The sequence below is a fragment of the Lederbergia citrea genome, from assembly GCF_018343525.1.
GTDB lineage: Bacteria > Bacillota > Bacilli > Bacillales > Bacillaceae_C > Lederbergia > Lederbergia citrea.
Genome location: NZ_JAGYPH010000002.1, coordinates 984221 through 1008822, shown reverse-complemented (window position 1 = coordinate 1008822; position 24602 = coordinate 984221). Strand labels below are relative to the sequence as shown.

The following is a 24602-nucleotide window of genomic DNA, read 5'->3' as shown; positions in this document are numbered from 1 at the left end:
ATCTCACTCCTTCTAAAATTTATTTCCATCCCCATTTTTGAAACACATGATGGGACTTTTCTGTTTTTAAATAAGCGATAAATTGTTTCGCTTCTTTCTTATTATCAGACCTATTTGTAAGGCTTATAGGAGTCCCTCTATACAGCTTATCTTCCTCCGGGAGCTGAATGAGTTCTGTCACATCATTTAATCGGTAATGCCAAGATTCATATGTGATCCACGCATCGTATTTAGAATTCGCCTTCCATAAATCAATAGCATCAGCACTAGATTTTACTGAAATAGTAATATTTTTGCTGATACCCGGTATAAGCCCTTTCCTTCCTGCTAAATCCTCCCATAAACCAAGCTGACCAGCCCCATTTACATCTACAATTTTAACGCCGCTTTTTGTTAAATCCTCTAGTGAGTGAATTTTTTTCGGATTTCCTTTTCTCACTAAAATCCCGACAGCCCGCGGGTATAATTCTGTACGCTTTTTTTCATTGATTATTCCGGGATATTTGAGCATAAAATCAGTCAGCATATATTCTGAACCGCCATAAATAATGTCAGCATCTTGTTTAGCTTGATCAATCCAGTTCGCTTCTGGCCCTGCAGTAACCTCCACTTTTATTCCTGTATCCTTTGTGAATTGTTCAGCCATCTCTTTGATGGGTCCGAGCGGTCCTCCTGGGCCATAAACATTAACCACATCATTAGCTAGGGTTGAGGACTTCCCTCGTTTAGAATCTGTTCCCACTGAAAGACCTAACAAGAAAACCATAATTGACATTAACGAAAAACAAAAAAAAATCTTCTTTTTCATTTCTGGTTCCTCTCCTTTAAAAACCTTTTATTACTCTAAGTAACGGAAGAACTAGACGAACGGTTTGAAAAAAATGTTTTTTTGTTTTCATTTTTTATGATTATAATAGTTGTACGAATAAAAATGATGGGAGTGTTAGCAATGAAACAGGCCACACCGTATTTTACCTTTAATGGAAATGCCAGAGAAGCTTTAGAATATTACAAAAAAATATTTGATGGGGAGATTTTGGGAGTTAAAACGTTTGGAGAGGCAGATTATCCAACTCCACCAGAAGCCGATGACAGAATTATGCATGCACAGTTTAAAAAAGATGACTTGTTTATTATGGTGTCAGATAACTTTCCTGGCAGTTCCGTCACGACTGGAAATCATATTTCTTTAGTTCTCGATTTTGATCGTGAGGAAGAAATACAAAAAATATATGATCGCTTAAGTTTAAAAGGTACAGTATTCATGGAGTTGCAGGATACATTTTGGGGAGCAAAATATGCTAAAGTGAAAGATTCCTTCGGCGTGGTTTGGGATTTAAATTACACCAAAAGCTAACAAAAGCTGTCTCGAATAGCAAATTCGAGACAGCTTCTTTTACGCGAAGCGATAATATATTAATACGAAAGTAGATATGACGAAAAGGAAATTCAGGAAGACGAAAATGAACTGATCAACTTTCGTTTTATGCATTTTAATCGGCGGGTTATAAAATGAAACACCTTCGATGATAAAGATGATCAGCACGATATGAATCATAAAATGGCCGATGATTTCTGTAAAACCAAACAGCATTGTCGTCATGATGAAGATCACTGTCACGACAAAGCCCAGTACCCGGTTCAGAATACCGACAACCAATAGGTATCCGACAACAAACTCTATGAAAGCAGCCATAACAATAAAAACTGCAGGTGCGAAACCGAATGTTGGAACGTGATGATTTGCTACGATATCCAATGACATTCCTGGGTATACCCATTTTTCAACTGCTACCCAGCATAGGGAAAGCCCAGTTCCTAAATACAAAAATGGAAAACCGACTTTTTCCCATTTTGTATTGCCAACTAAAAGGACCCCAATAATCGCTACATAAAAGCCGTAATCGAGCATATGAAAAATGCCGTTCTCTGCGGTAATATAAATAAATAATCCTAATAATATGAGTGCCCCTATCTTTGTTGCTAAATGGTGTGGGATTAGCAGGAACCCAATGACCAACCAGACCGCGATGGTCGCAATTGTATGATGCAAGTGAAACTCAGGCGCAAACAAAGTTCCACTCGTTACTTGGATAATCAGAGCAATAGCTGTCCCATATTTTAATATCGTCCGGGAATATTTTCTCAAGCTAGACAGTTTATCATCCCACTTTTTAATGATTGACCACTGACCTGTTTTCGGGATAAGAATCGCTAGAAAAGCTAAAACAAGTGCAGCTAGCAATGTAAGAAAAATAAATAATGGAGAAAGTATATTTTCAATTGTTTCTTTTTCTGGCGCTACCTCTGTGAACCATTTCACATGTGCATCCGTAAAAAAAGGCGACACAATGACTCCTAATAAAAGAATTGCGATAAAAAGTTTCCTCATGATGGACCATGTCCCTTCGTTAAAATAGTATATATATACTATACCCCGAATCCCTCACTTATACATATATAGAAGTTGTCGATTAGATGAAAATTAAAAAGAGGCGAACTATCCTTAGAAGAGGCTTCGAAGAATACCGCTTTCTAACTTATATAGTGGTCCATAAAGCGTGCATGAAGACACATTTTGACCAATTACGAAAAGTCTGTCTTCATAACCCTCGTGAACGGATCACGTTTATCAATAACTCAGTATCCTTAACAAAAAAAAGAACCCTCCAATTTAGAGAGTTCATATCAAGCTAGATTATTAATAATTCAGCTGCTTGGTTTTCGCTGATCCCTTTGATAATGCTTAGCTCACTTACTAAGATTTTATGTGCTTCATTTAACATTTGTTTTTCGCTTGAATTAAGCGCCTTTTCTTTTTGACGACTTAACAAATCGCGAACGACTTCCGTACAATCAAGCATTTCCCCGGTTTTCAACTTCTCCATATTTTGTTTATATCTTTCTTTCCATGGAAGAGTACAATTTGACTCTTCATTGTGATAATCAAACAAAATATTTTTCGTTGTATCCCTATCTTCAACGAGTCGCATTCTAGAGTTAGCAACTGTTTGCATTGGAATCATAATATCCATATTGTTGATTGGAATGGTAATCACACAGTATTCCAGTGATTTTCCTTGGACTTTTCTTTCTTCAATGGCTTTAATGACACCTGCACCGTGCATTGGATAAAATACTTTATCGCCAACCTGAAACAAAATATCCACTCCTAAGTTTGTTATATATATAGTATATCACTTTATACAATTTTAAGCAAATATTAAAATATAACACATACAAACAAGGTAGTCAATACATTTTTATTATAAATTTCACCGATTAAATAATTACTTTTTTTACCAAAAAATAAAGAGAACCTATCGTCGATAGGTTCTCCTTATTTTTTGTCTTGATCTAATTCTTTCTCAACAATCTTCCCGCTATTTGCATCAACTTTTATTTCAACTTCAGCTTGAGCCGTTTTGATTTCAATTTCATAGGAATGATCATCAGCATCAAACTCGGTGTCTGTCACTGTTCCAGGAGTATCCTTTATTGCAATCGCCACAGCTTCTTTCTCCGTAACTTTTACAGGAGTGCTATCACTTTGGATGATGCTTTCATCATCGTCATCATGAAGGTCCCGTTCTGCTTTAATCACATTACCAGTTGTTGCATCGATATCGACATCAACCTCTTCATTTCCGTTAACCAAGTCGATTTCATAAATTAAGCGACCATCTTCTTTATCTAGTTCAATACTTTTAAATGTTGCACCCGTTTCTTTAATCGCAATTTCCTTCGCTTTTTCCTCTGAAATAGCAGCGGATTTCTCAACATTAGGTGCTGAATTCGAAACAGCACCCGCTCCTACTGCCCCTCCTAAAATGACCATTCCAGCAACACCTGCGATTATTACACTCTTTTTCATCTGTTTTGTCCTCCTTTTTTATCTTGATTTCATCATAAGCTTCTAAAATGAGGACACTCAGATAATAAGATGAGAAATTGATGAGAATTTAATGATTATCATTAATCACCCCATGAAACGGACATCACTTCCCCCGTTATCGCATTGATTTGAACAGTCGCTTCCTGATCATTTGCCCGGTCGATTTCGATTAAATAATAAACTAAACCATCAGATCGCTCTAACTCAACATCATCTACTTCTCCACTAACGGTTTTTAGAGCTAGCTTTATTGCTTCCTCTTCTGACATTCTTTTGGCTGTTTCTTGAGGCTGCTTCAATACTTTTATTTCTTTATCAACAATTGCACCCGTAGTGGCACTAATCTTCAAGATCGTCTGCTTTTCATTCGTTTGAATCATTGCATTATAAAAAACTTGCTCCCTTTCCACTGTTCTTTCTAGTTTATTTATTTTTCCAGGATAATGCTGTAAAATAACGTTCTTTATTTCCGCTTCAGGCATTTCCTTTACTTTCTGTTCTGGATTTTTATCTGAGATACCAAATACCTCACCCGTTTTACGGTCGATTTTTATTTCATATATTTTACTATCCAGTGCTAAGGTGATTTGATATACATTATTAATTAAATGAATATCGACAATTTCACCACTGTACATTTCTTGTGTCAGCTTTTTTGCATCTGTTTCTGTTAATGGCGCAGCGGTAGTTGTTGATGCTAAAATTTGCCAAATAACAACAACAAACAAAACAACCGAACCTATGGCAACCAATATATTTCGTATCTTTTTATTTCTCATCACCATACCTCCATTGATTTCTTAAAACAAAGCTTACAATAAAAATATGAGAATTTAATGAGAATCGGCCAGTTTCAGCCAAATTTGTGCAGATGTACCTTGCCCCTCAACACTTTCTAGACGTAGCTCCGCATTCATTGCCTCTGCTATTTCTCTTGCTAGCGATAAACCTAATCCAAATCCCCCAGACTTTCTCGTCCTTGCCTTATCTACCCGGTAAAAACGATCGAATACTTTTGATATTTCACTTGCAGGTATTCCAATGCCCCTGTCGATAATTTCGAGCACACCTCGATTATTTTCAACAAGTACCTTGACAGTAATGGGTGCATCGCTATATTTATGAGCGTTTTCCATTAATATATAAATAAGCTGTTTTAATTTTTGCACGTCTGCTTTAACTACTACAGGTTGCTCTATGACTAAATCGATCTCTCTATGAAAGGCAGTTCGAAATGAACGGATGGATTCTTCGGCCAGTCCCTTTAAAGAGATGATTTCCATCGTTATTTTCCACTGCTCGTCATGCCTGGCTAATAATAATAATTGCTGGGTGAGTTCCTTCATTCTAATTGCTTCAGAATGAATGGCTTCAACTGATTCATCAAATAATTCTGGTGCCGTCTTTCCTCTCCGTTTCAATAAGTTCGCATAAGACTCGATGACAGTTAAAGGCGTTTTTAATTCATGGGAGGCATTGGAGACGAATTGTTCCTGCTTCTCATAATTCAATTTAAGCTGTCGAATCATCTCGTTAAATGTTTCACCCATTTGATATAACTCATCTTTGGATTGTTTTGGTAATTCAATTCGTTTATATTGACCGCTCCCACGAATTTCACGCATCGTCCGAATCATAGAGGAGATCGGCTGTGAAATAAGATTACTTAAGATTCGTGATGAGATAAAAGCCGGAATAGCGGCGAGCAGGGTAACGGCTATTAAGACGTAGATGAGGATCCGTAAATTTTGCGCAGTTGTTGCTAAACTTTCCGTTGCTTGTAGCTCCGCAATTTCACCATTTTTCCAAATGATTGGAATAGATACAAATGCATGTGGAACACCATTAAGTTTAATGATTTTTCGCTGTTCCTGTTGATAGTAATGATTGGGAATTTCTATCAGATTTTGGTGACCTGGAGCAGTAATCGCAGCATCAATAGAACTGTCAGCTCTGACTACTTTCAGCATGCCGTTAACTGGAACATAAGCCCGAAGTAAATCCCCCGTAGGAATGGCTGATCTAGCCATTTTCATTCCTTTTACGGTTTGCACTGATTCGGCCGCTGTTCTTTGTAATTCACTCTTTAAAATCATACGGCTAAAGGTAAAATAAATTGATCCATTGATAAGGACTAAAAGACATATGAACAAAACCGTTGTATATAGATTGATTTTGCTCCGCAGCTTCATGGTGTATCCTTTAACACATAGCCGACACCACGGACGGTATGGATGAGGGATGTATCATATGGTTTATCAATTTTATTACGTAAATAGCGGATATAAACATCAACCACATTCGTATCGCCATAATAATCATAGCCCCAGACTCCGTTAAGGATTTGTTCCCTATTTAACACATGTCGGGCATTTTTTAGTAAATAGGCAAGTAAATCAAACTCTCTTGGTGTCAGTTCAATCAAATCTTCTCCTCTAAAAACTTCTCTTGTCGTTTCACTCAATTTCAGATCAGAAAACTGGAGCAACGCTTGATCATTATCAGCAGTATTTCCATGATGTTTATTCAATCTTAATGAGGTCCTGACACGAGCAAGCAGTTCCTCAATTTGAAACGGCTTTGTTATATAATCATTCGCCCCTAAATCTAATCCAGATACTTTATCTTCCACAGAATCTTTTGCAGTAAGTAATATAACAGGAATACTTGAATTGCTGGAACGAATACGCCGAAGCAGCTCTATCCCGCTCAATCCCGGAAGCATAATGTCTAATAGAATTAAATTCCACTCTTGCTCGCGAAACATCCGCAGTCCATCGAGCCCATCCATGGCCTTTCCTATAACGTAGCCTTCATAGGTTAATTCGAGCTCTAATACACGGGCTATTTTTTCTTCATCTTCGATAATTAATATTTTTAGCTGATCCATTAGCATCCCTCATTTATCATGATCGTATCGTCAGAATAGCATTTATTATTCTTTGCTAAAATCAAAAAAAGAGCCCTAGTTAAATACCAGGGTCTCCAAACCTTATCCTTTAATTCCAGTCAATGCTACACCTTCAATAATGTGTTTTTGTGCAATAATATAAATGATCAAGACAGGTATGATCGAAATCGTTGAGCCTGCCATCATTAAGGCCCAATCCGTTACATAAAGTCCTTTGAAATAGTTTAACAATAAAGGTACTGTAAAGAGTTCCGGAGTACTTAAATAAATCAATGGCTCCAAGAAGTTATTCCATGAACCCATGAAAATAAAGATACCAACTGCAGCTAATGCTGGTTTGACTAATGGCAAAATAACGCTCCAATAAACTCTGAGTGGACCTGCCCCATCCATTACCGCCGCTTCTTCCAATTCATTTGGTATGCCCATGATAAATTGTCTTAATAAGAAGACAGCAAAAGCATTAAATAATGCCCCAGGTACGATTAAGGTTAAATGAGTATCCAACCAGCCAATCCAATCCATGATCATAAATGTTGGAATCATTGTTACTTGCTTTGGAATCATCATTGTTGCCAAAAAGAAAATGAACAAAAAGTTGGATCCGCGAAAGCGAATTTTCGCAAACGCATAAGCGGCCATTGATGCTGTAAATAGCTGAACACCTACTACGAGTACGGTGATATAAAAGCTATTCCAGTACGCCAATCCAAACGGCATCGCTTGTAGAGACGCTGGGTAGTTAGACCAAACAAACGGCTTTGGAATAAATTCAGGTGGTACGATAAAAATTTGCGAAATATCTTTCAAGGAACTGCTAATTGACCACAGGAAAGGGAAAATCATAATCATAGAACCAATAATGATCAATAGATGAACAAGCAAAGTTGAAAACTTTATTTTCTTTTTTACTGTATGAACATGCGCTGGGTTAAGGTTGGCTTTATTCGTCTCAACTGTATTAGCCCTCATAATGAACCCACCTCTTTGAGACACTAAATTGAATGAGTGTAAATATCAAAATAATGACAAATAAAATCATCGCTGCCGCAGAGCTTTCACCCATCCTAAAGTTCATAAAAGCCGATTCGTAAATATGGAACACAAGCGTATAGCTCGCTTTTGCCGGTCCGCCGCCTGTCATAACGAAAGCTTGGTCAAAGACTTGGAAGGAACCGATAATCGACATAATCGTGACAAAAAATGTTGTCGGAGATATGAGTGGTAAAGTAATATGTCTGAATTTTTGAAACCTGGAAGCCCCGTCAATTTCAGCGGCTTCATAATAACTATTCGAAACTCCTTGAAGTCCGGCTAGAAAAATAACCATATTGTAACCTACCTGCCACCAAATACTCAGGATGGCAATCGAAATCATTACCCAACTCGTATCTGTAAGCCATTGTGGTCCAGCAATTCCAAAGTTGGCAAGAAATTGATTTAAAATTCCGAAGTCACCGTTTAAAATCCACATCCAGATTACACCGACAGAAACAGAGCTAGTAATTACTGGCATAAAAAAGAAAATCCGATAAAACTCTTTACCTTTAATTTTATTCAAGGCAAGTGCGAGGAGCAGTGAAAGAGCTATACCAAAAGGAACATAAAGAATCGTGTATAAGACGGTATTCCATAATGCCTTCCAAAAGACTGGATTCTTAAATTGACCAATGAAATTTTCGAGCCCAATAAACGTTTTTGCACCAAAGCCATCCCAATTCGTAAAACTAAGCACAAAGGCAAAGCCAAGTGGGATAAGAGCAAATGCGACAAGCCCCAGCAATTGCGGAGTTAAAAAGAGATAACCCCAAAGATTATTATTCTTTCTCACGAAATCACCCTCTCATATAGAAAAGCGCAAGCACATTGATTAGCCTCAGGCAAAAATGTTCTTTAACCAATGAAGTCTGCTCTTTGACTTCGTTGGTTGCTGGTTTTTGACCTCGATGGGCCAGCCGCTTGCGCTAGCCAAAACTATTAAAAAAAGGGAGACAGTCTCCCTTCTTTCAATTTTCTATTCATGTTATTTTTTACTTCTTATAGTCTTCGATCATTTCTTTCGCTTTTTTGGATACAGCATCCATTGTTTTAGCTGCATCTTGTTTTCCAAGATACATAAGGTCCATAATGTCGCCAAGTTCTTTTTCCAAGCCTGGGATTAGAACTTGCTTGTCCTCAACAACCCCGATTTCACGAGCATCGATCAAATATTTTGCGTGCTCTGGAATTGCATCATCCGTAATCAATTCATCTACACCGTTTACAGATGGAACCGCGTTACCGTTACCAGCAAGGCGAGCTTTCTGACCTTCTGCTGATGTATAGTAAGACATAAATTTCATTGCTTCTTCAACATTCTTAGAATCTTTAGCGACTGACATATATGCGATTGCAATCGCAGCTGGCTCCATTTTATTACCTGTATTCGTCGGCCAAGGAATATAGTCGAATTCCAATGATTTATTTTCACTAAACATTGGTGTTAACCAACGACCAGCGGCAACAAATCCAACTTGGTTAGACATGAACATCGCATCCGCACCTTGTCCTTTAGGCAAGGATCCAGTGTAAGTGAAGTTTCCACTTTTAATATTTTTATCAAGGAATTCAAATGCTTCTTGAGCTTTTGGGTTCTCATCCAAAATAAAGTTAGCTTCATCATCATACAAATCGCCGCCGTTAGACCAAACCCATGAGAATAAATGAGCACTCCATTTATCTGCAACAAAGCCTCTTTTTCCAGCAGCTTTAAGTTTTCCAGTCATTTCTTCGAAAGTTTTCCAATTCCAGTTACCTTCGTCGAAGTATTCTTGTGGTGATTTATCTATTCCCGCTTCTGCAAGAACTTTTTTGTTGTAGTACATTAATAACGGGTTATTATCAACGGAAACTCCGTATATTTTTCCATCTTTTCTTGCAGCTCCCCATAAACCATCAGCAAACTCATCTGCTTTTACATGACTTGCTGAGCTTTCAAGGAATTCTGTTAAATCTGCAATTTTACCTGTTTCTACGAGTTTAGGCATCGTTTCAGCACCAACATAGAAGATATCATGTGCTTTTCCACCCGATAACTCGGTCATTAGTTTTTGCTCATAGTTGTCGCCTGGTACAGGAATCAACTTGATTTTGACATTAGGATTTTGTTTTTCATATTCAGTAAGACCTTTTTGATACACTTTAATTTCTGCCGGATTACCCCATGCAGCCATTGTCAATTCTACCTTTTTGCCATCCGAGGATCCAGATCCTCCTTCATTGCTAGATGTCTTCTTCCCACCGCCAGAACTACATCCAGTAACGACAAGCAGCAACGTCAGAAACAAAGCAGTAACTTTTAAAAACGACCATTTCCTTTTCATAAATATCCCCCTCTTTAATTTCAACTTGATTCTCTAGCAATAAGTTGTAACGGTAGCTCGTAAATCTGATGCTCGTCTGATTGATTTTTCTTTGAAAGCAATTCGATCATGACTTCCATTGTTTTTTTCCCTATTTCACTAATAGGTTGACGAATCGTTGTAAGCGCCGGCTCTATCACTTCTGCTATGGGCTGATCATCGAAACCGATAACAGCAATATCGCCTGGTACATGTAACCCCTTTTTCTTTGCTTCGGAAATGATTCCTGCAGCTACTTCATCACTGCCGGTAAAAAGGGCAGTCGGCCTATCATACATTTCGGATATTTCATTCAATACCCTGCGGCCATCGTCAATGCTAAATACGCCTTCAAATAACCAATTCTCATTAATGGATAACCCTTGTCCCGCCAGCGCTTTTCTATAACCTTCGAATCGATCATAAGAAAGACCGCTTAGGACTCCCCCCCAGCAATACCCTATTTTCGTATGCCCTTTTTGAATTAAATGATGGGTTCCGATATAGCCCCCTTCTAGTTGATTCAAGCGGACAGAGGAGACATTTGCACCAGTGATATACTCATTGCAAAGAACAATTGGGCCATTCATCGTGATTTCTTCAATTTGACTCCAATTATTTTCAATCGAAGTCATAATAATTCCGTCAACTTGCTTTGTTTTTAATAAATACAAGAATTCCAATTCTCTTTTTTTGTCATACTTCGTGTTACAGATTAAAATCTGGAGACCATATTCCGCTGCCCTATCTTCTAAACTTTCAACTAAATGAGTAAAAAACGGATTGGTCAATCTTGGAACTAGTACAGCAATGGTATCTGTCTTTTGTTTTCTAAGATTTTGCGCAGAGGTGTTTGGAAAATACCCCAATTGTTTCATTGCATCCATGACTAGTTCCTTTTTTTCTTTTGTCACATAAGGGTGATTATTAATTACTCTCGAAACTGTTGCTCTAGATAATCCAGCTAAACTTGCCACGTCGGAGATAGTAGGCAAATTCCCCCCCTCCCTATCGGGTTGAAATCGGTTTCATAAATCGCTTACAAGTAGAATATTAATCTATTCTTTTAAAATATGCAATAGGTAATGTGAAAAAAGTCTGTATATTTAATTATCTTGTCGTAAAAAAATGGTATTTTACGAGATATGTAAAAAGGGCAGTGAATCACCGCCCTCATAGTTTCTCATTTTCAATGAGATTTCTTATAAACTTCTACTTATTCTTATAATCCTCAATCATCTCTTTTGCTTTTTTAGACATAGCATCAATTGTCTTATCAGCATCCTGTTTTCCTAGAAGCATCAAATCCATTATGTCTGCTAGTTCTTTATCCAAGCCTGGAACTAGCACTTGTTTGTCATCAACAATCCCGATTTCACGAGCATCGATTAAATAGCTTGCATGCTCTGGAATTGCATCCCCTGTAATCAATTCATCTACACCACTTACGGATGGTACAGCATTTCCATTATCGGCGAGACGTGCCTTTTGACCTTCAGCCGAAACATAGAAAGACATAAATTTCATTGCTTCTTCTAAATTTTTTGAATCCTTCGCCACCGACATAAAGGCGATCGCAATTGCCGCTGGTTCCATTTTATTACCAGTATTCGTTGGCCATGGAATGTAATCGAATTCTAGTGATTTATTTTCACTAAACATTGGCGTTAACCAACGACCAGCAGCGACAAAGCCTACCTGATTGGACATGAACATAGCATCAGCACCTTGTCCTTTAGGTAAGGATCCAGCAAAAGTAAAGTTTCCGCCTTTAATCATTTTATCAATATATTCAAATGCTTCTTTAGCTTTTTCATTTTCTGCCAATATATAATTTCCTTCATCATCGTATAATTGGCCACCGTTAGACCAAACCCAAGAGAATAAATGCGCACTCCATTTATCTGCAACAAAGCCCCGTTTTCCAGCAGCATGTATTTTACCAGTAATCTCTGCAAAAGTATCCCAATTCCAGTTGCCTTCATCATAGTAATCTTGAGGGGTTTTTTCGACCCCAGCTTCTTTAAGAACTGTTTTGTTGTAGTACATTAATAATGGGTTATTATCAACGGAAACTCCGTAAATTTTTCCATCTTTTCTCGCTGCTCCCCATAAACCATCAGCAAAATCATCCGCCTTTACGTGACTTGCGGAGCTATCAAGAAATTCTGTTAAATCAGCAATTTTACCAGTTTCAATAAGTTTCGCAATAGTCTCAGCCCCAACATAAAAGACATCATGTGCTTTTCCGCCTGATAACTCAGTCATTAGTTTTTGCTCATAATTGTCGCCTGGTACAGGAATCAACTTAATTTTAACGTTTGGATTATCCTTTTCATATGCATCTATACCACGTTGTAATACCTTAATTTCTGCTGGGTTTCCCCATGAGGCCATCGTTAATTCGACCTTCTTTCCATCGGATGATCCTGACGAATTGGATCCTCCTTTACTGCCAGATGTCTTCTCCCCACCACTGGAATTACAACCTGAAATGAGTAGCAGCAATGTGAGAAGCAAAGCAGTTACTTTTAAAAATGACCATTTCTTTTTCATTGTAAAAACCCCCCTTTTTTATATTCGTAAGCGCTTTCAAAATAAATAATAGTCTATATTTTCAGAATACACAATAGTAATAGACAAAAAAAAAGATTTTTCTTATAAAAAAAGCTAGTGATTTTTATCAAAAATCACTAGCTTTTTTTAAAATTTTATCCTTTAATTCCAGTCAACGCTACACCTTCAATTATATGTTTCTGTGCAAAGATATAGATAATCAGAACTGGAATGATTGAGATCGTTGAGCCCGCCATCATTAATGCCCAGTCTGTTACATAAAGTCCTTTGAAGTAGTTTAATAGTAACGGCACTGTAAACAGCTCTGGTGTACTCAAATAAATCAATGGCTCCAAGAAGTTATTCCAAGAGCCCATGAAAATAAAGATACCAACTGCAGCTAATGCTGGTTTGACTAATGGTAAAATAACGCTCCAATAAACTCTGAGTGGACCTGCCCCATCCATCACCGCTGCTTCTTCCAATTCATTTGGTATGCCCATAATAAATTGTCGTAATAGGAATACGGCAAACGCATTAAATAATGCTCCTGGGACAATTAAAGTTAAATGAGTATCCAACCAGCCGATCCAATCCATGATCATAAAGGTTGGAATCATGGTGACCTGCTTTGGAATCATCATTGTTGCCAAAAAGAAAATGAACAAAAAGTTGGATCCGCGAAAGCGAATTTTCGCAAACGCATAAGCGGCCATTGATGCTGTAAATAGCTGAACACCTACTACGAGAACGGTGATGTAAAAGCTATTCCAGTACGCCAATCCAAACGGCATCGCTTGTAAAGACGCTGGGTAATTAGACCAAACAAACGGCTTTGGAATAAAATCCGGTGGTACGATAAAAATTTGCGAAATATCTTTTAAGGAACTGCTTATTGACCACAGGAAAGGGAAAATCATAATTGCCGAACCTAAAATGATCAATAAATGAACGAGTAGTGTTGAAAGTTGAATCTTCTTTTTTCCTGGATGATGAGCTGGGTTAATATCGCTCTTATTCGTCACAACTGTATTAGCCTTCATAATGAACCCACCTTTTCGAAACTCTAAATTGAATGAGGGTAAATATCAAGATGATGACGAACAAGATCATTGCCGCCGCAGAGCTTTCACCCATTCTAAAGTTAATAAAAGCCGTCTCATATATGTGATAAACGAGGGTATAACTTGCCTTTGCTGGTCCCCCACTTGTCATAACGAATGCTTGGTCGAAAACTTGGAATGATCCGATTATCGCCATAATCGTAACGAAAAATGTTGTTGGCGATAGGAGCGGCAACGTAATATGTCTAAATTTTTGAAACTTGGAAGCACCGTCAATTTCGGCCGCTTCATAATAACTGGATGAAATTCCTTGTAGTCCAGCTAAGAAAATAACCATATTATAACCTAGCTGCCACCAAATACTTAGGATTGCGATAGAAACCATTACCCAACGCGTATCTGTAAGCCATTGTGGTCCAGCAATTCCAAAGTTGGCAAGGAATTGATTTAAAATTCCGAAATCACCATTTAAAATCCACATCCAGATTACACCGACTGAAACGGAACTAGTGATGACCGGCATGAAAAAGAATATCCTGTATAGCTCTTTACCTCTAATTTTATTTAAAGCGATGGCAAGTACCATAGAAAGAGTAATGCCGACAGGAATATAGAGAATTGTGTATAAAACGGTATTCCATAATGCTTTCCAAAAGACAGGATTTTTAAATTGTCCCATAAAGTTATCTAGTCCAATAAACGTTTTTGCACCGAAACCATCCCAGTTCATAAAACTTAGAACAAAAGCGAAGCAAAGTGGGATAAGGGCAAAGGCGATGAGTCCCAGCAATTGCGGAGTCAAAAAGATATAACCCCAGAGTGTATTATTCTTTCTCATGATGAAGTCACCCTCTCAAACTAGTGAAAGTAACGGGGAGGGGCCCCCCTGGACCCTTCTCCCACTTCTTTCATTCTTTTATTTAGTCGTTTATTTTACCTCTTTTTATACTCGTCGATCATTTCATTCGCTTTTTTAGTAACTTTGTCCATTGTCTTCGTTGCATCTTGTTTTCCAAGATACATAAGATCCATAATGTCAGCTATTTCTTTTTCTAATCCCGGAACTGACATTAGCTTATCATCAACAATTCCAATATCTCGAGTATCGACTAAATAGCTAGAATGCTCCGGCACTTCAGCTTCAGTAACAATTTCATCGATCCCATTAATAGAAGGAATCGCATTCCCGTTATCAGCAAGACGGGTTTTTTGTCCTTCTTTAGATGTGTAGAAAGATAAAAACTTCATTGCTTCTTCCAAGTTTTTGGAATCCTTACTTACTGACATGAATGCAGTGGCAATTGCCGCTGGCTCCATTTTATTTCCTGTATTCGTCGGCCAAGGAATATAATCGAATTCTATTGATTTATTTTCACTGAACATCGGTGTTAACCAGCGTCCAGCAGCTACAAATCCCACTTGATTGGACATAAACATAGCGTCTCCACCTTGACCTTTAGGCAAAGATCCCGCATATGTGAAGTTTCCTTTTTCGACCATATCATTTACATATTTAAATGCTTCCTGTGCTTTTTCATTTTTGTCTAAGATGAAATTCCCTTCATCATCAAACAGTTGTCCCCCATTAGTCCAAACCCAAGAAAGGGTATGGACCCCAGCTTTTTCAGCTACAAAACCTTTTTTCCCTGCAGCATGGAGCTTTCCAGTCACTTCAGCGAAAGTGTCCCAATTCCATTTCCCCTCATCAAAATATTCTTGAGGAGTTTTTTCGACACCAGCTTCTTTCAAAACCTTTTTGTTGTAGTACATGAGGAATGGGTTACTATCAACCGTTATGCCGTATATTTTATCGTCTTTTTTGGATGCGCCCCATATACCGTCAGGAAACTCATCCGCTTTTACATAGCTTTCTGATCCTTCTAAAAACTGATTTAATTCAGCGAGTTTACCAGTATCAATGAGTTTGGACATATATGTATCACCGACATAAAAAACATCGGTAGCTTGTCCACCTGAAAGCTGAGTCATTAACTTTTGCTCATAGTTATCACCTGGTACTGGAATCAATTTGATTTCAACGTTAGGGTTTTCTTTTTCATATTGATCAAGTGCACGCTGATATACTTTAAGTTCTGTCGGATTGCCCCAAGCGGACATCGTTAATTTAACCTTTTTTTCACCTGAACCACTCCCTGAATTGCTTCCACTCGTGCCACATCCTGAGATGACAAGCAATAAAATAAGAAGCATTGGAGCTAATTTAGCAAACATCCATTTCTTTTTCATTTTGACCCTCCTAAAAATTCTGATATCTGAAATCGATTTCATATAACTGTAAATTCATATTAATATATAAACGATTATTATGCAACCAATCTATTACAAAAAATGATTCGATATTCGGAATATTGCCTTTTTAGAATATTCATGGTATTTTTTAATAACATAGACTTTGATAAGTAAGGATGAGGCGAATGAATATTTTCAGTATTGATAGCGGTTTCTACCGTTTTTTAGAAAAGTTTACCAATTTCTTTTTGTTAAATTTATTATGGTTTTTGATGTGTATACCGATCATTACCATATTCCCAGCAACAGCCGCTATGTTCGGTGTTGTCAGACAGTGGGTGCAAAAAAAGGATAGTGGTGTTTTCAAAAGCTTCTTTGTTTATTTCAAAGAAAATTTTAAACAAAGCTTTTTATTAGGCCTTCTTTGGTTTGTTTTTGCACTATTATTCTATTTTAATATCAATATTAGTTTGCAAATGTCGGGAATAGCAAAAATCATTATGGTTTCATCCTTATTATTTATCTGTTTATTTTTCGTAATGACCACGATTTATTTATTTCCGGTTATGGTCCACTATAAAATGCGTTGGACCTTGATCATTAAGAATTCCTTTTTATTTTCTATTAGTCAGTTATGGGTGACGATTCGTTGCATTTTGATCCTGCTGCTAACAGTTTTAATCAGTTATGTTATACCTATTAGCTCGATCATATTATGGAGTATTGGCGGTTACCTCACCTACGCCTTATGTGATAAATCATTTAAGAAGATTGAATTATTGGTCCAAGATAACGTATAAACAAAAGAGCCGCACATTTCTAGTAAAATGTGCGGCTCTTTTGATTTCCGCTCCGGGATGCGTACCAACATAAGTATTGCAACACACTTTTTCCAGCCTGCTAAGTGTGTTGCAATCTTTTTTACATTTTGAGTCTGCAGTAAGGAGAGCCTGTTCACGTGCATTCTTGGAATTCCGGTAACTGGCAGTAGCGAAACCGATGCAGCTCTTTTGGGTATGCGAAGCTTCACTCAATTTTTTTCTTTTTAAATTTTTAATGTATTTTTTCCGAAGGTAGTGAAATAAGGCACTTCTGTATGAAAATCGAAACCTAAAAACCAACGATAAGCGGTATTGGTTTGGAGAAGCGTCCGCTCGACTCCTGCGGGATCTGCGAGACAGCCGAGACCCTACAGGAGCGCAGCGACGAAGCTTACCGCTCGCCCCGCGGAAAGCGAGCGGTAAGCTTCGGAAAACCTGATCTATCAAATTTAAAAAGACTGTAGACAACTCGTTTTGCCGAGTTTATCTACAGTCTAAAGAGCCGCACATTTCTAGTAAAATGTGCGGCTCTTTTTTACGGACAAATTCTAACGCTTTTCTTACTTGAACTTAGGCAACCAGTCACCGTGAGCTTCGATTAGATCATCACAAAGCGAGACGATGTCGTCTAGTGATAATTCCGCTGCTGTGTGAGGGTCTAGCATAGCTGCATGGTAAATATGTTCTTTCTTTCTTGTCATTGCCGCTTCGATTGTAAGCAATTGTGTATTTATGTTCGTACGGTTTAGAGCAGCCAATTGTTCAGGAAGATCACCGACATATGTTGGTGTTACTCCACTGCTGTCAACAAGACATGGAACTTCGACAACCGCTTTTTCAGGAAGGTTGCTGATTAATCTGCCAGTATTCAGGACGTTTCCGCCAATTTTATAAGGTATGTTTGTTTCCATTGCCTCAATAATATAAGAACCATACTCATGTGAACGTTGATGCTCCAGGTTTTTATTGTTGACTAAGTCATCTCTCATCTTTTTCCAACCCTCGATTTGGTTGACGCAGCGACGAGGATATTCATCAAGTGGAATATTTAACTTGTCAATGAGTTCAGGGTATTGGCTCTTGATGAAATACGGATGATATTCAGCGTTATGCTCCGAAGATTCCGTTACGTAGTAGCCAAAATTCTTCATTAACTCAAAACGGACCATGTCATCATGCTTAGTTTTTTGTTTTTCTAATGCGCGTCTCTTGATTTCAGGATATAGATCCTCACCATTGCGCTCAATTTCAAGTAACCATGCCATATGGTTAATTCCTGCAATTTTCCAATGTAAGTTATCTGTTGGCATATCTAATGATTTCAGAAGATGATCCGCACAAACTTGTACACTATGGCAAAGTCCTACTGTTTTAATCCCGCCATAACGAAGCATTGTCCCAGTCAAGACAGCCATCGGATTCGTATAGTTTAAGAACCAAGCATCTGGACAAACTTCTTGCATATCCTCAGCAAAATCCAACATCACTGGAATTGTTCTAAGGTTTCTGAAGATGCCTCCAATCCCGATTGTATCGGCAATTGTTTGACGAAGGCCATATTTCTTTGGAATTTCAAAGTCAGTGATTGTACAAGGGTCATATCCACCCACTTGAATCGCATTTATCACATATTTAGCACCACGTAAAGCTTCTTTACGATCCGTGTATGCCTTTACATTTACAGTAGACTTAGTACTATTTTTTAAGTTATTTAACATATTTTCTGAGTCTTTTAATCTCTCATGATCAATGTCAAATAAGGCAAATTCAAAACCCTGTAAGCTTGGAACCATCATACAATCGCCAAGTACATTTTTGGCAAAAACTGAACTTCCTGCACCGAGAAATGTGATTTTTGACATATTCAATTGCCTCCAGTTATAAATTTTTAGCAACTTATTGCTCTTTCAATGCCATATAATACAAATTAGCAAAAAACTGCTTTACTTGATATATTAATCATAAGGGTTAAATTGTTGTCTCGCAATGGTAAAAACAAATGAAAGAAGGGTAAATTATTGCTCAAGCAAAATAAGAAGGACGAAACATTTGGTTTCTTTTTTAAAGGAGAGCATCAAGAGCATATAGTCGGTCTGCATTCCATTGGCGGGGGGCAAACAACTTCTCCTTCATATGATTGGAATGGTTTAAAGCGCAGTGAGATTGGAAGATGTGTGTTTCAGTACACCCTATCTGGTAAAGGAATGATAGAGGTTGATGGAAAAATGCATCCTTTGTCTGCAGGACAAGCATTTCTTGTTCAGATTCCAAGTGAACATCGATATTTTCTTCCTAAGGAAAGCAACTACTGGGAATTCGTACACATAACCTTATTTGGCTATGAAGCGCAAAAGGCCTTTACGTTTATGAACGACAAAATAGGCCATGTAATATCTTTTCCTCCTGAATCTCCACCTATAAGATTATTATTAAACATCTTGCAAGAGGCTTATGAGAAAAAAATAACCGACGCTTATCATGCGTCCGCCTTAGGGTACTCTTTTATCATGGAACTATATCGCTTTGCTCAAAATATCGGTGCTTCCTCCGAAAAGTGGCCTGAGCAGATTTCCAAAGCCGTTTTCTATGCTCAAAAACATTATGACCAACCAATTGGCCTAGATGATATGGTTGAAGCGTCGGGATTATCAAAATATCATTTCACAAGGCTGTTTCACAAAGTAACGGGGATGACCCCGCTTAAGTATTTAACAAAGATTCGGATTGATAAAGCGATCGAATTACTTCACGTATCCCAACTATCCATTGAAGAAATTGCTACTCAAGTTGGATACTCTAATGGAAATTATTTTAGCAAAGTCTTTCATAAAAAAATCGGCATGTCCCCCGGCCAATTTCGCCAAAGCAGACATACCGTTCCAGTTACTCATATCGTTACAGATTAAGGGGGATTGTACTCCCTTATTTTTTCTCCGGGTTATGGAGTAGGAGTAGTTACTACCGATTATGAGGACTTTACTACCGATCCTTGGCTAATTACTACCGATTATTAACACTTTACTACCGGTTGTCGTCCTTTTACTACCGATTATTAGAAATTTACTACCAATTAAGAATATTTGAGAACCAAATAAGACTCACCTATATTAGAAGAAAACTTTTTTACCTGTTTGTGCACTTTCAATCGCTTTATATACCATTGAAACGCTATGAGTATTATCTGTGCAATCCGTCTCAGCTTTTCGGCCCTCAATTAATGCTGCAAACATTTCATCCAGGCAGCCAAAATGTCCATCTTTGCCGTCCCATGTAAGGTCTGCTTCTATTTTCTGAAAGTCATTCAAAAATGGCGTTTCGGCAGTATGCTTGACGATTTCTGCATATGGAGCATTTGTTCCATCCCAGATGGCTGTTCCTTTACTTCCCGTTACTCGCCATGCCGATTCCCACGATGTCGGTGCGCCTTCAGCACTCCATGAACCACGATAATTAAAAACAGCGCCGTTATCCATTTCAAATATGCAGATTGCTGAAGCATTTCCTTTATACCATGAACCTGCCTGATTAAATTCATGACAATAAACAGATACCGGGTTCGCATTGGAAATAAATCTTGCCTGATCAAAAGTGTGGATCGCCATATCAAGAATCAGTGGACTAGCCATTTCTTCTCTAAACCCGCCGAAATGCGGTCCAAGGAAAAAATCTGCACTTATTAAACCTTGAGCGCCAATTTGACCAGATTGAATTAAATCCCGGAATGCTCTAATTTGCTTGTTATAGCGTCTATTTTGCATGACTGAATAACTTTTTCCTGATTCTTTTGCGGCTTTAAGCATCTCAGTTGCGTCAACTGTTGACTCACCCATTGGCTTTTCCCCGAAAACATTGCAGCCCAATGATAGTGCTGTAACCGTTATTTCTTTATGGCTACCAGGAACCGTTACATCAAATACAAGATTTGCCCCTGTCTCTTTTATCGCTGTCTTAATATCTGTATATGTGTGGCAATCCAACTCATATTTCTCGGCAGTTTTTTTAGCCGTTTCTTCATATAAATCGACCAATGCAACGATTTCCGCATCTTTTCGTGTGAGCGCGTATTCAATCCAGGAATGAGACATCCCACCGCACCCGGCAACGACAACTTTAAATTCAGCCATAGTGAAAACCCCTTTCGCTTAAGCTCCCTGTTGAAAAATCTTTTTCTTTTTAAACCCGAATATCGGTTTATTTAAAAATCTCCTCAGAAAAATAAGTGCAATCAGCGTTTCAGTCATCACACCAATTGATTGAGCTAAAGCTCCTATCAGACCCCCACCATTTGGCAAAAAGAAAATAACACAAAGTAAGGCTATGATTGTTACGATTACATTTCCAGCTTGCGAGAACGACATTACTTTTGTTTGTCCCTTTAACATTAATACACCATTTACATAATCAAGCCACGGAAAAAAGAGAGTAAATATAATGAAAAATTTTAAAGCTAATAGACTTTGATTTAACAGTTCACCTGATACACCCATAATAGATTGTAGAACCCAGACTCCTAAAGGCGAATATGCGATTCCAACTAATAGAAATGTTGGTATCAGACTGAATATCAAGGTAAAACGATGAACTATTTTTGCATCTTTTTCATAAAAATTAATGACAATTTGATGGATATAGGATGAAAAACCGAGTAGTAAATTTAACACGGAAAAGGCAATAGCATATGAAGCAATCGCAATTTCAGCCTTGCCACTCGACCCAAGGACAGCATTAATCGCTGGTGAAATAATTACGGCAATTAATGATGCTAATAATAATGGCAGGTAAAATTTATTCACTTGAGAGCGATGAACAATAGGATGGTCTGAGTTTTTTGTAGGCATTTTTTTAATAATTTGACGCCCTTCTACCACACTTACTAATGCTTCAATGACCATACCTGATAAAAAAATATAAGCGCCAACATACCCATGATTCATCCAGCCGTTTTTTAAGATCACCCAAGAAAGGATCGCCATGACAATTAACCGGACCGCCATACCGATTGTCAGCCATTTTGTCCGTAAGTTAGATATGATTACTCCTTGAAAAAGACAGCGGATTCCCGAAAAAATCGTTACAAACATTAATACCCGATACGCGGACATCGTGGGCCCAAGCATATGCTCTTTTACACCAAGAATTTGCGAAAAAAATAATTCGCCTATTGATGAATAACCGATAATCAAGCTAAGCAGTAAGATTGCCGACAATAGATAAACGGTTAGTCGGGAAACAAGTTTAAAAGAATGCTTGTCACGGGCCAATGTTGCACATGTTTGCCGTAATATGACAGCACAGCGCTCAAAAATGGCGAAAAGACTCATTGCGACAGAATAACTTGCAATCACAACAGCTGGATTAGGTGCTCGAGCCAGCGTACCATTAATGATTACATGTGAAATCGTAACCAGACTGGCTGAGATTCCTAATGGAATAAAAAAATTGAACAATGTCCGAAAGCTGACACTATTTCTTTCAGTAGATTGCTGTATTTTCATAAATAACATCCTTCTAACCGATCGTATTTAGTCTCTATCCGGACCTATCTCTTCCCTATACAATTTTCTACGGAAAACCCAATACTCCTTTAATTACCCCATTTTTTGTTTGAAACTTCTATTTGGCATCCACTTAAGGGTTAATATGGCACCAACCAAACTTAGCCCGCCAATCATGATAAAGCCGCTCGAAAGGCTTGCCCATTCGCCAATCCAGCCCGCGATAAACGGACCACCGAACATACCAAGTGAATATAGCGCCTGAAAAAATCCCATTGCCGAAGCTCTTCTTTCTTCATTCACTGACTGAATGGCAAGTCCCATTAAAACAGGAAGCATCAATCCTTGCCCAAATCCATTAAATGCCTGAGTGATGACTAATACAATAAAGCTGTTTGTAAAAGGTAGAATGATCGTACAGATGGCTGCAGCTAAAAAGCCAATCAAAATAGTCCGTCTTTCTCCGAACTTTCGAACAAAAAAACTTCCACTCATATAGCCAGCGATTGCATTGGGAAGGGTAGATAATAAAGTTAAAATACTTAAATCGGCATTTGACGCGCCTAAGCTTACAGCATGGAGCGGTGTAAAGCCGAACATGGTGGTAAATGTGATACACTGCACGATAATAGCGAGCAATGAAACAGACAGTAATAACTTTTCTCCGCCCATTTTTAGGAGTTCACTCACTTCAACTGGCTTCCTTTTAACCTCGGCAGGTTTTTCTACGAGTTTCAAAGCAAGTATCAAACCAATTAATCCAACCAAAGCCCCCATATAGAATGGCGCACTCCAACTAATATATTCGGCTAAAAAGCCGCCAATCGTTGTTGCCGCCATTTGTCCCATACTTGTATAAAAACTAATAAGTCCCATTGCTTTTGGTGCTTCATCTGGCTCAAAATAGCTTGCAAACAAAACGGTAAATGCTACCCAACTTGCAGCAGCAACACCCGCTAGTGAGCGAAAACCAAAAATCATCCAAACATTTGTAGTCAAAGCCAGCCCTAAACTGCTTAATACAGCGCAGGCGATTCCCGCGATAATAAACAGCTTGCGCTTACCAATCCGGTCCGACCAAATCCCTAAAGGAATCCGGACAAGCAGCTGTGTAAATCCGTAACTTCCAACAACAAGGCCAATCATAAAAATTGACCCGCCAAGATGTTCTACATACGGAGAAAGAATTGGAACATATGTATACATCGAAAACCAGTACATCATTGTCACGATATAAAATAAAACTCTTCCAGATGACTTCATAAACACACTCCTAGAGCTCTATAGCCCTTTCTAGACAACAAAAGGAGAAAGCTTCCGCGTACGGACTCGCTTTCTCGATTCTATACGCACTATTCATATGTACGTATAATTGTTTTTATATGATTAACTCTTCACAGCACCTTCAGTAAGACCCGCGATAAATTGTTTACTAAATAGAAGGAAAACAACCAATATCGGTAAAGTCGCCATAAAAGTACCTGCCAAAATCATTGCATAATCTTGATAATAAGCACCATTTAAAGTTCTAAGTGCAATTTGAATTGTATGCACACTTTTATCTTTTAGAACAACCAATGGCCATAGGAAATCATTCCATACGTTCATGAATGTGATTAAACCAAGCGTGGCCATTGCGGGACGGATACTTGGAAGCGTAACATTCCAATATAAGCGGAAGTTAGAGCAGCCATCCACCCTCCCAGCATCTATCAATTCATTTGGTATAGTTGCACTAATATATTGTCTCATCCAAAAGACTCCAAAGGCATTCACCATTCCAGGGACAATGACGGCATTAAGAGAATTGATCCATCCTAATTTACTGATGATCATATACATCGGTATTAATCCTAATTGTGCAGGTACCATCATTGTAGCAATGACGAAAATGAAGAGTTGCTTTCGCCCTTTAAACTGAAGTTTTGCAAAGGCGAAACCCGCCAAAGAACAAAAGAATAAAACAGACAATGTAATTAAACCCGAAACAACAAAGGAATTAAATACTGACTTTAAAAAATCAATTTTTTCAAAAACCTTCAATGCATTTTCAATAAAATTCATCCCTGGCACCATTTTGGGTGGGAATTTATTAATCGCATTTGTTTGGTTGGAACCAATGACAAACATCCAATAGAATGGAAAGACCGAAAAAATGGTCAGTATTGATAAAAAAACATACGTAAGAATATCCCCGATGGTGTATCGCTTTTTCTTCGCTTCATTCATT

The 24602-nt window shown here is 38.1% G+C and carries 23 protein-coding genes and 1 pseudogene; 3 read left to right on the top strand and 21 right to left on the bottom strand.

Annotation, left to right across the window (positions count from 1 at the left end; translation table 11 throughout):
* Window positions 1-19: 19 nt before the first annotated feature.
* Window positions 20-808, bottom strand: coding sequence for an extracellular solute-binding protein (locus KHA88_RS13855; RefSeq protein ID WP_213098036.1), 789 nt, complete (start codon window positions 806-808; stop codon window positions 20-22).
* A gap of 96 nt (window positions 809-904) precedes the next feature.
* Between KHA88_RS13855 and KHA88_RS13850 the strand changes: the two genes are divergently transcribed.
* Window positions 905-1357, top strand: coding sequence for a VOC family protein (locus KHA88_RS13850; protein WP_430413707.1), 453 nt, complete (start codon window positions 905-907; stop codon window positions 1355-1357).
* Between the two features lie 39 nt (window positions 1358-1396).
* Here KHA88_RS13850 and KHA88_RS13845 read toward each other — a convergent pair whose 3' ends face one another.
* The 14 genes from KHA88_RS13845 to KHA88_RS13780 form a co-directional block, all read right to left on the bottom strand.
* A complete protein-coding gene (locus KHA88_RS13845) occupies window positions 1397-2392 on the bottom strand; it encodes a hypothetical protein (protein WP_213122236.1) in 996 nt (331 codons plus the stop codon).
* Between the two features lie 301 nt (window positions 2393-2693).
* The gene (locus tag KHA88_RS13840) at window positions 2694-3161 is read right to left on the bottom strand and encodes a CarD family transcriptional regulator (protein ID WP_213098039.1); all 468 of its coding nucleotides are present in this window, start codon (window positions 3159-3161) and stop codon (window positions 2694-2696) included.
* Between the two features lie 179 nt (window positions 3162-3340).
* Window positions 3341-3874, bottom strand: coding sequence for a PepSY domain-containing protein (locus KHA88_RS13835; protein ID WP_213122235.1), 534 nt, complete (start codon window positions 3872-3874; stop codon window positions 3341-3343).
* 101 nt (window positions 3875-3975) lie between these two features.
* The gene (locus tag KHA88_RS13830; protein ID WP_213122234.1) at window positions 3976-4674 is read right to left on the bottom strand and encodes a PepSY domain-containing protein; all 699 of its coding nucleotides are present in this window, start codon (window positions 4672-4674) and stop codon (window positions 3976-3978) included.
* A gap of 54 nt (window positions 4675-4728) precedes the next feature.
* A complete protein-coding gene (locus tag KHA88_RS13825; protein ID WP_346728980.1) occupies window positions 4729-5991 on the bottom strand; it encodes a sensor histidine kinase in 1263 nt (420 codons plus the stop codon).
* A 92-nt stretch (window positions 5992-6083) separates the two neighbouring features.
* Window positions 6084-6785, bottom strand: coding sequence for a response regulator transcription factor (locus KHA88_RS13820; protein WP_213098043.1), 702 nt, complete (start codon window positions 6783-6785; stop codon window positions 6084-6086).
* A 102-nt stretch (window positions 6786-6887) separates the two neighbouring features.
* Window positions 6888-7658, bottom strand: a complete 771-nt coding sequence (locus KHA88_RS13815) for a carbohydrate ABC transporter permease (RefSeq protein WP_249306102.1) — start codon at window positions 7656-7658, stop codon at window positions 6888-6890.
* Window positions 7659-7767: 109 nt separating this feature from the next.
* Window positions 7768-8637: a carbohydrate ABC transporter permease gene (locus KHA88_RS13810; protein WP_213098045.1), complete on the bottom strand. Its 870-nt coding sequence runs from the start codon at window positions 8635-8637 to the stop codon at window positions 7768-7770.
* 199 nt (window positions 8638-8836) lie between these two features.
* A complete protein-coding gene (locus tag KHA88_RS13805; protein ID WP_213098046.1) occupies window positions 8837-10168 on the bottom strand; it encodes an ABC transporter substrate-binding protein in 1332 nt (443 codons plus the stop codon).
* Between the two features lie 20 nt (window positions 10169-10188).
* The gene (locus KHA88_RS13800; protein WP_213108025.1) at window positions 10189-11181 is read right to left on the bottom strand and encodes a LacI family DNA-binding transcriptional regulator; all 993 of its coding nucleotides are present in this window, start codon (window positions 11179-11181) and stop codon (window positions 10189-10191) included.
* A 217-nt stretch (window positions 11182-11398) separates the two neighbouring features.
* Window positions 11399-12742: an ABC transporter substrate-binding protein gene (locus tag KHA88_RS13795; protein ID WP_213098048.1), complete on the bottom strand. Its 1344-nt coding sequence runs from the start codon at window positions 12740-12742 to the stop codon at window positions 11399-11401.
* 155 nt (window positions 12743-12897) lie between these two features.
* Entirely contained in the window at window positions 12898-13785 is an 888-nt protein-coding gene (locus KHA88_RS13790; RefSeq protein ID WP_430413706.1) for a carbohydrate ABC transporter permease, read from the bottom strand.
* Window positions 13775-14644 (bottom strand): carbohydrate ABC transporter permease, encoded by an 870-nt coding sequence (locus KHA88_RS13785; RefSeq protein ID WP_213122233.1) that lies wholly within the window; start codon window positions 14642-14644, stop codon window positions 13775-13777. Before KHA88_RS13785 ends, KHA88_RS13790 begins: the two co-directional genes overlap by 11 nt.
* Before the next feature lie 95 nt (window positions 14645-14739).
* The gene (locus KHA88_RS13780) at window positions 14740-16053 is read right to left on the bottom strand and encodes an ABC transporter substrate-binding protein (protein WP_213122232.1); all 1314 of its coding nucleotides are present in this window, start codon (window positions 16051-16053) and stop codon (window positions 14740-14742) included.
* Window positions 16054-16241: 188 nt separating this feature from the next.
* Here KHA88_RS13780 and KHA88_RS13775 point away from each other — a divergent pair, with 188 nt between their 5' ends.
* Window positions 16242-16856, top strand: coding sequence for a YesL family protein (locus tag KHA88_RS13775; RefSeq protein WP_213122231.1), 615 nt, complete (start codon window positions 16242-16244; stop codon window positions 16854-16856).
* A gap of 251 nt (window positions 16857-17107) precedes the next feature.
* On the opposite strand, the pseudogene KHA88_RS21015 reads toward KHA88_RS13775, so the two are convergent.
* Window positions 17108-17200: pseudogene (locus tag KHA88_RS21015) on the bottom strand (transposase); the annotation flags it as partial.
* Window positions 17201-17437: 237 nt separating this feature from the next.
* The gene (gene melA, locus KHA88_RS13765; RefSeq protein WP_213098052.1) at window positions 17438-18739 is read right to left on the bottom strand and encodes an alpha-glucosidase/alpha-galactosidase; all 1302 of its coding nucleotides are present in this window, start codon (window positions 18737-18739) and stop codon (window positions 17438-17440) included.
* Window positions 18740-18895: 156 nt separating this feature from the next.
* Between melA and KHA88_RS13760 the strand changes: the two genes are divergently transcribed.
* A complete protein-coding gene (locus KHA88_RS13760; protein ID WP_213098053.1) occupies window positions 18896-19783 on the top strand; it encodes an AraC family transcriptional regulator in 888 nt (295 codons plus the stop codon).
* A gap of 201 nt (window positions 19784-19984) precedes the next feature.
* Here KHA88_RS13760 and KHA88_RS13755 read toward each other — a convergent pair whose 3' ends face one another.
* The 4 genes from KHA88_RS13755 to KHA88_RS13740 form a co-directional block, all read right to left on the bottom strand.
* Window positions 19985-21001 carry a Gfo/Idh/MocA family protein gene (locus tag KHA88_RS13755; RefSeq protein ID WP_213098054.1) on the bottom strand — a complete coding sequence of 339 codons (1017 nt, stop codon included), beginning with the start codon at window positions 20999-21001 and terminating at the stop codon, window positions 19985-19987.
* A gap of 18 nt (window positions 21002-21019) precedes the next feature.
* Window positions 21020-22372 carry an MATE family efflux transporter gene (locus KHA88_RS13750; RefSeq protein ID WP_213098055.1) on the bottom strand — a complete coding sequence of 451 codons (1353 nt, stop codon included), beginning with the start codon at window positions 22370-22372 and terminating at the stop codon, window positions 21020-21022.
* A gap of 93 nt (window positions 22373-22465) precedes the next feature.
* Window positions 22466-23596, bottom strand: a complete 1131-nt coding sequence (locus tag KHA88_RS13745) for an MFS transporter (protein WP_213122230.1) — start codon at window positions 23594-23596, stop codon at window positions 22466-22468.
* Window positions 23597-23758: 162 nt separating this feature from the next.
* Window positions 23759-24601, bottom strand: a complete 843-nt coding sequence (locus KHA88_RS13740) for a carbohydrate ABC transporter permease (RefSeq protein WP_213098057.1) — start codon at window positions 24599-24601, stop codon at window positions 23759-23761.
* Window position 24602: the final 1 nt, after the last annotated feature.

Coding starts and splice junctions, on each gene's coding strand:
- KHA88_RS13740 (WP_213098057.1), bottom strand. CDS start 24,601: ATGAATGAAGCGAAGAAAAAGCGATACACCATCGGGGATATTCTTACG.
- KHA88_RS13775 (WP_213122231.1), top strand. CDS start 16,242: ATGAATATTTTCAGTATTGATAGCGGTTTCTACCGTTTTTTAGAAAAG.
- KHA88_RS13790 (WP_430413706.1), bottom strand. CDS start 13,785: ATGAAGGCTAATACAGTTGTGACGAATAAGAGCGATATTAACCCAGCT.
- KHA88_RS13835 (WP_213122235.1), bottom strand. CDS start 3,874: ATGAAAAAGAGTGTAATAATCGCAGGTGTTGCTGGAATGGTCATTTTA.
- KHA88_RS13820 (WP_213098043.1), bottom strand. CDS start 6,785: ATGGATCAGCTAAAAATATTAATTATCGAAGATGAAGAAAAAATAGCC.
- KHA88_RS13750 (WP_213098055.1), bottom strand. CDS start 22,372: ATGAAAATACAGCAATCTACTGAAAGAAATAGTGTCAGCTTTCGGACA.
- KHA88_RS13815 (WP_249306102.1), bottom strand. CDS start 7,658: ATGATTATGATTTTCCCTTTCCTGTGGTCAATTAGCAGTTCCTTGAAA.
- KHA88_RS13825 (WP_346728980.1), bottom strand. CDS start 5,991: ATGATTTTAAAGAGTGAATTACAAAGAACAGCGGCCGAATCAGTGCAA.
- KHA88_RS13785 (WP_213122233.1), bottom strand. CDS start 14,644: ATGAGAAAGAATAATACACTCTGGGGTTATATCTTTTTGACTCCGCAA.
- KHA88_RS13780 (WP_213122232.1), bottom strand. CDS start 16,053: ATGAAAAAGAAATGGATGTTTGCTAAATTAGCTCCAATGCTTCTTATT.
- KHA88_RS13850 (WP_430413707.1), top strand. CDS start 905: ATGATTATAATAGTTGTACGAATAAAAATGATGGGAGTGTTAGCAATG.
- KHA88_RS13830 (WP_213122234.1), bottom strand. CDS start 4,674: ATGAGAAATAAAAAGATACGAAATATATTGGTTGCCATAGGTTCGGTT.
- KHA88_RS13755 (WP_213098054.1), bottom strand. CDS start 21,001: ATGGCTGAATTTAAAGTTGTCGTTGCCGGGTGCGGTGGGATGTCTCAT.
- KHA88_RS13795 (WP_213098048.1), bottom strand. CDS start 12,742: ATGAAAAAGAAATGGTCATTTTTAAAAGTAACTGCTTTGCTTCTCACA.
- KHA88_RS13805 (WP_213098046.1), bottom strand. CDS start 10,168: ATGAAAAGGAAATGGTCGTTTTTAAAAGTTACTGCTTTGTTTCTGACG.
- melA (WP_213098052.1), bottom strand. CDS start 18,739: ATGTCAAAAATCACATTTCTCGGTGCAGGAAGTTCAGTTTTTGCCAAA.
- KHA88_RS13745 (WP_213122230.1), bottom strand. CDS start 23,596: ATGATGTACTGGTTTTCGATGTATACATATGTTCCAATTCTTTCTCCG.
- KHA88_RS13855 (WP_213098036.1), bottom strand. CDS start 808: ATGAAAAAGAAGATTTTTTTTTGTTTTTCGTTAATGTCAATTATGGTT.
- KHA88_RS13845 (WP_213122236.1), bottom strand. CDS start 2,392: ATGAGGAAACTTTTTATCGCAATTCTTTTATTAGGAGTCATTGTGTCG.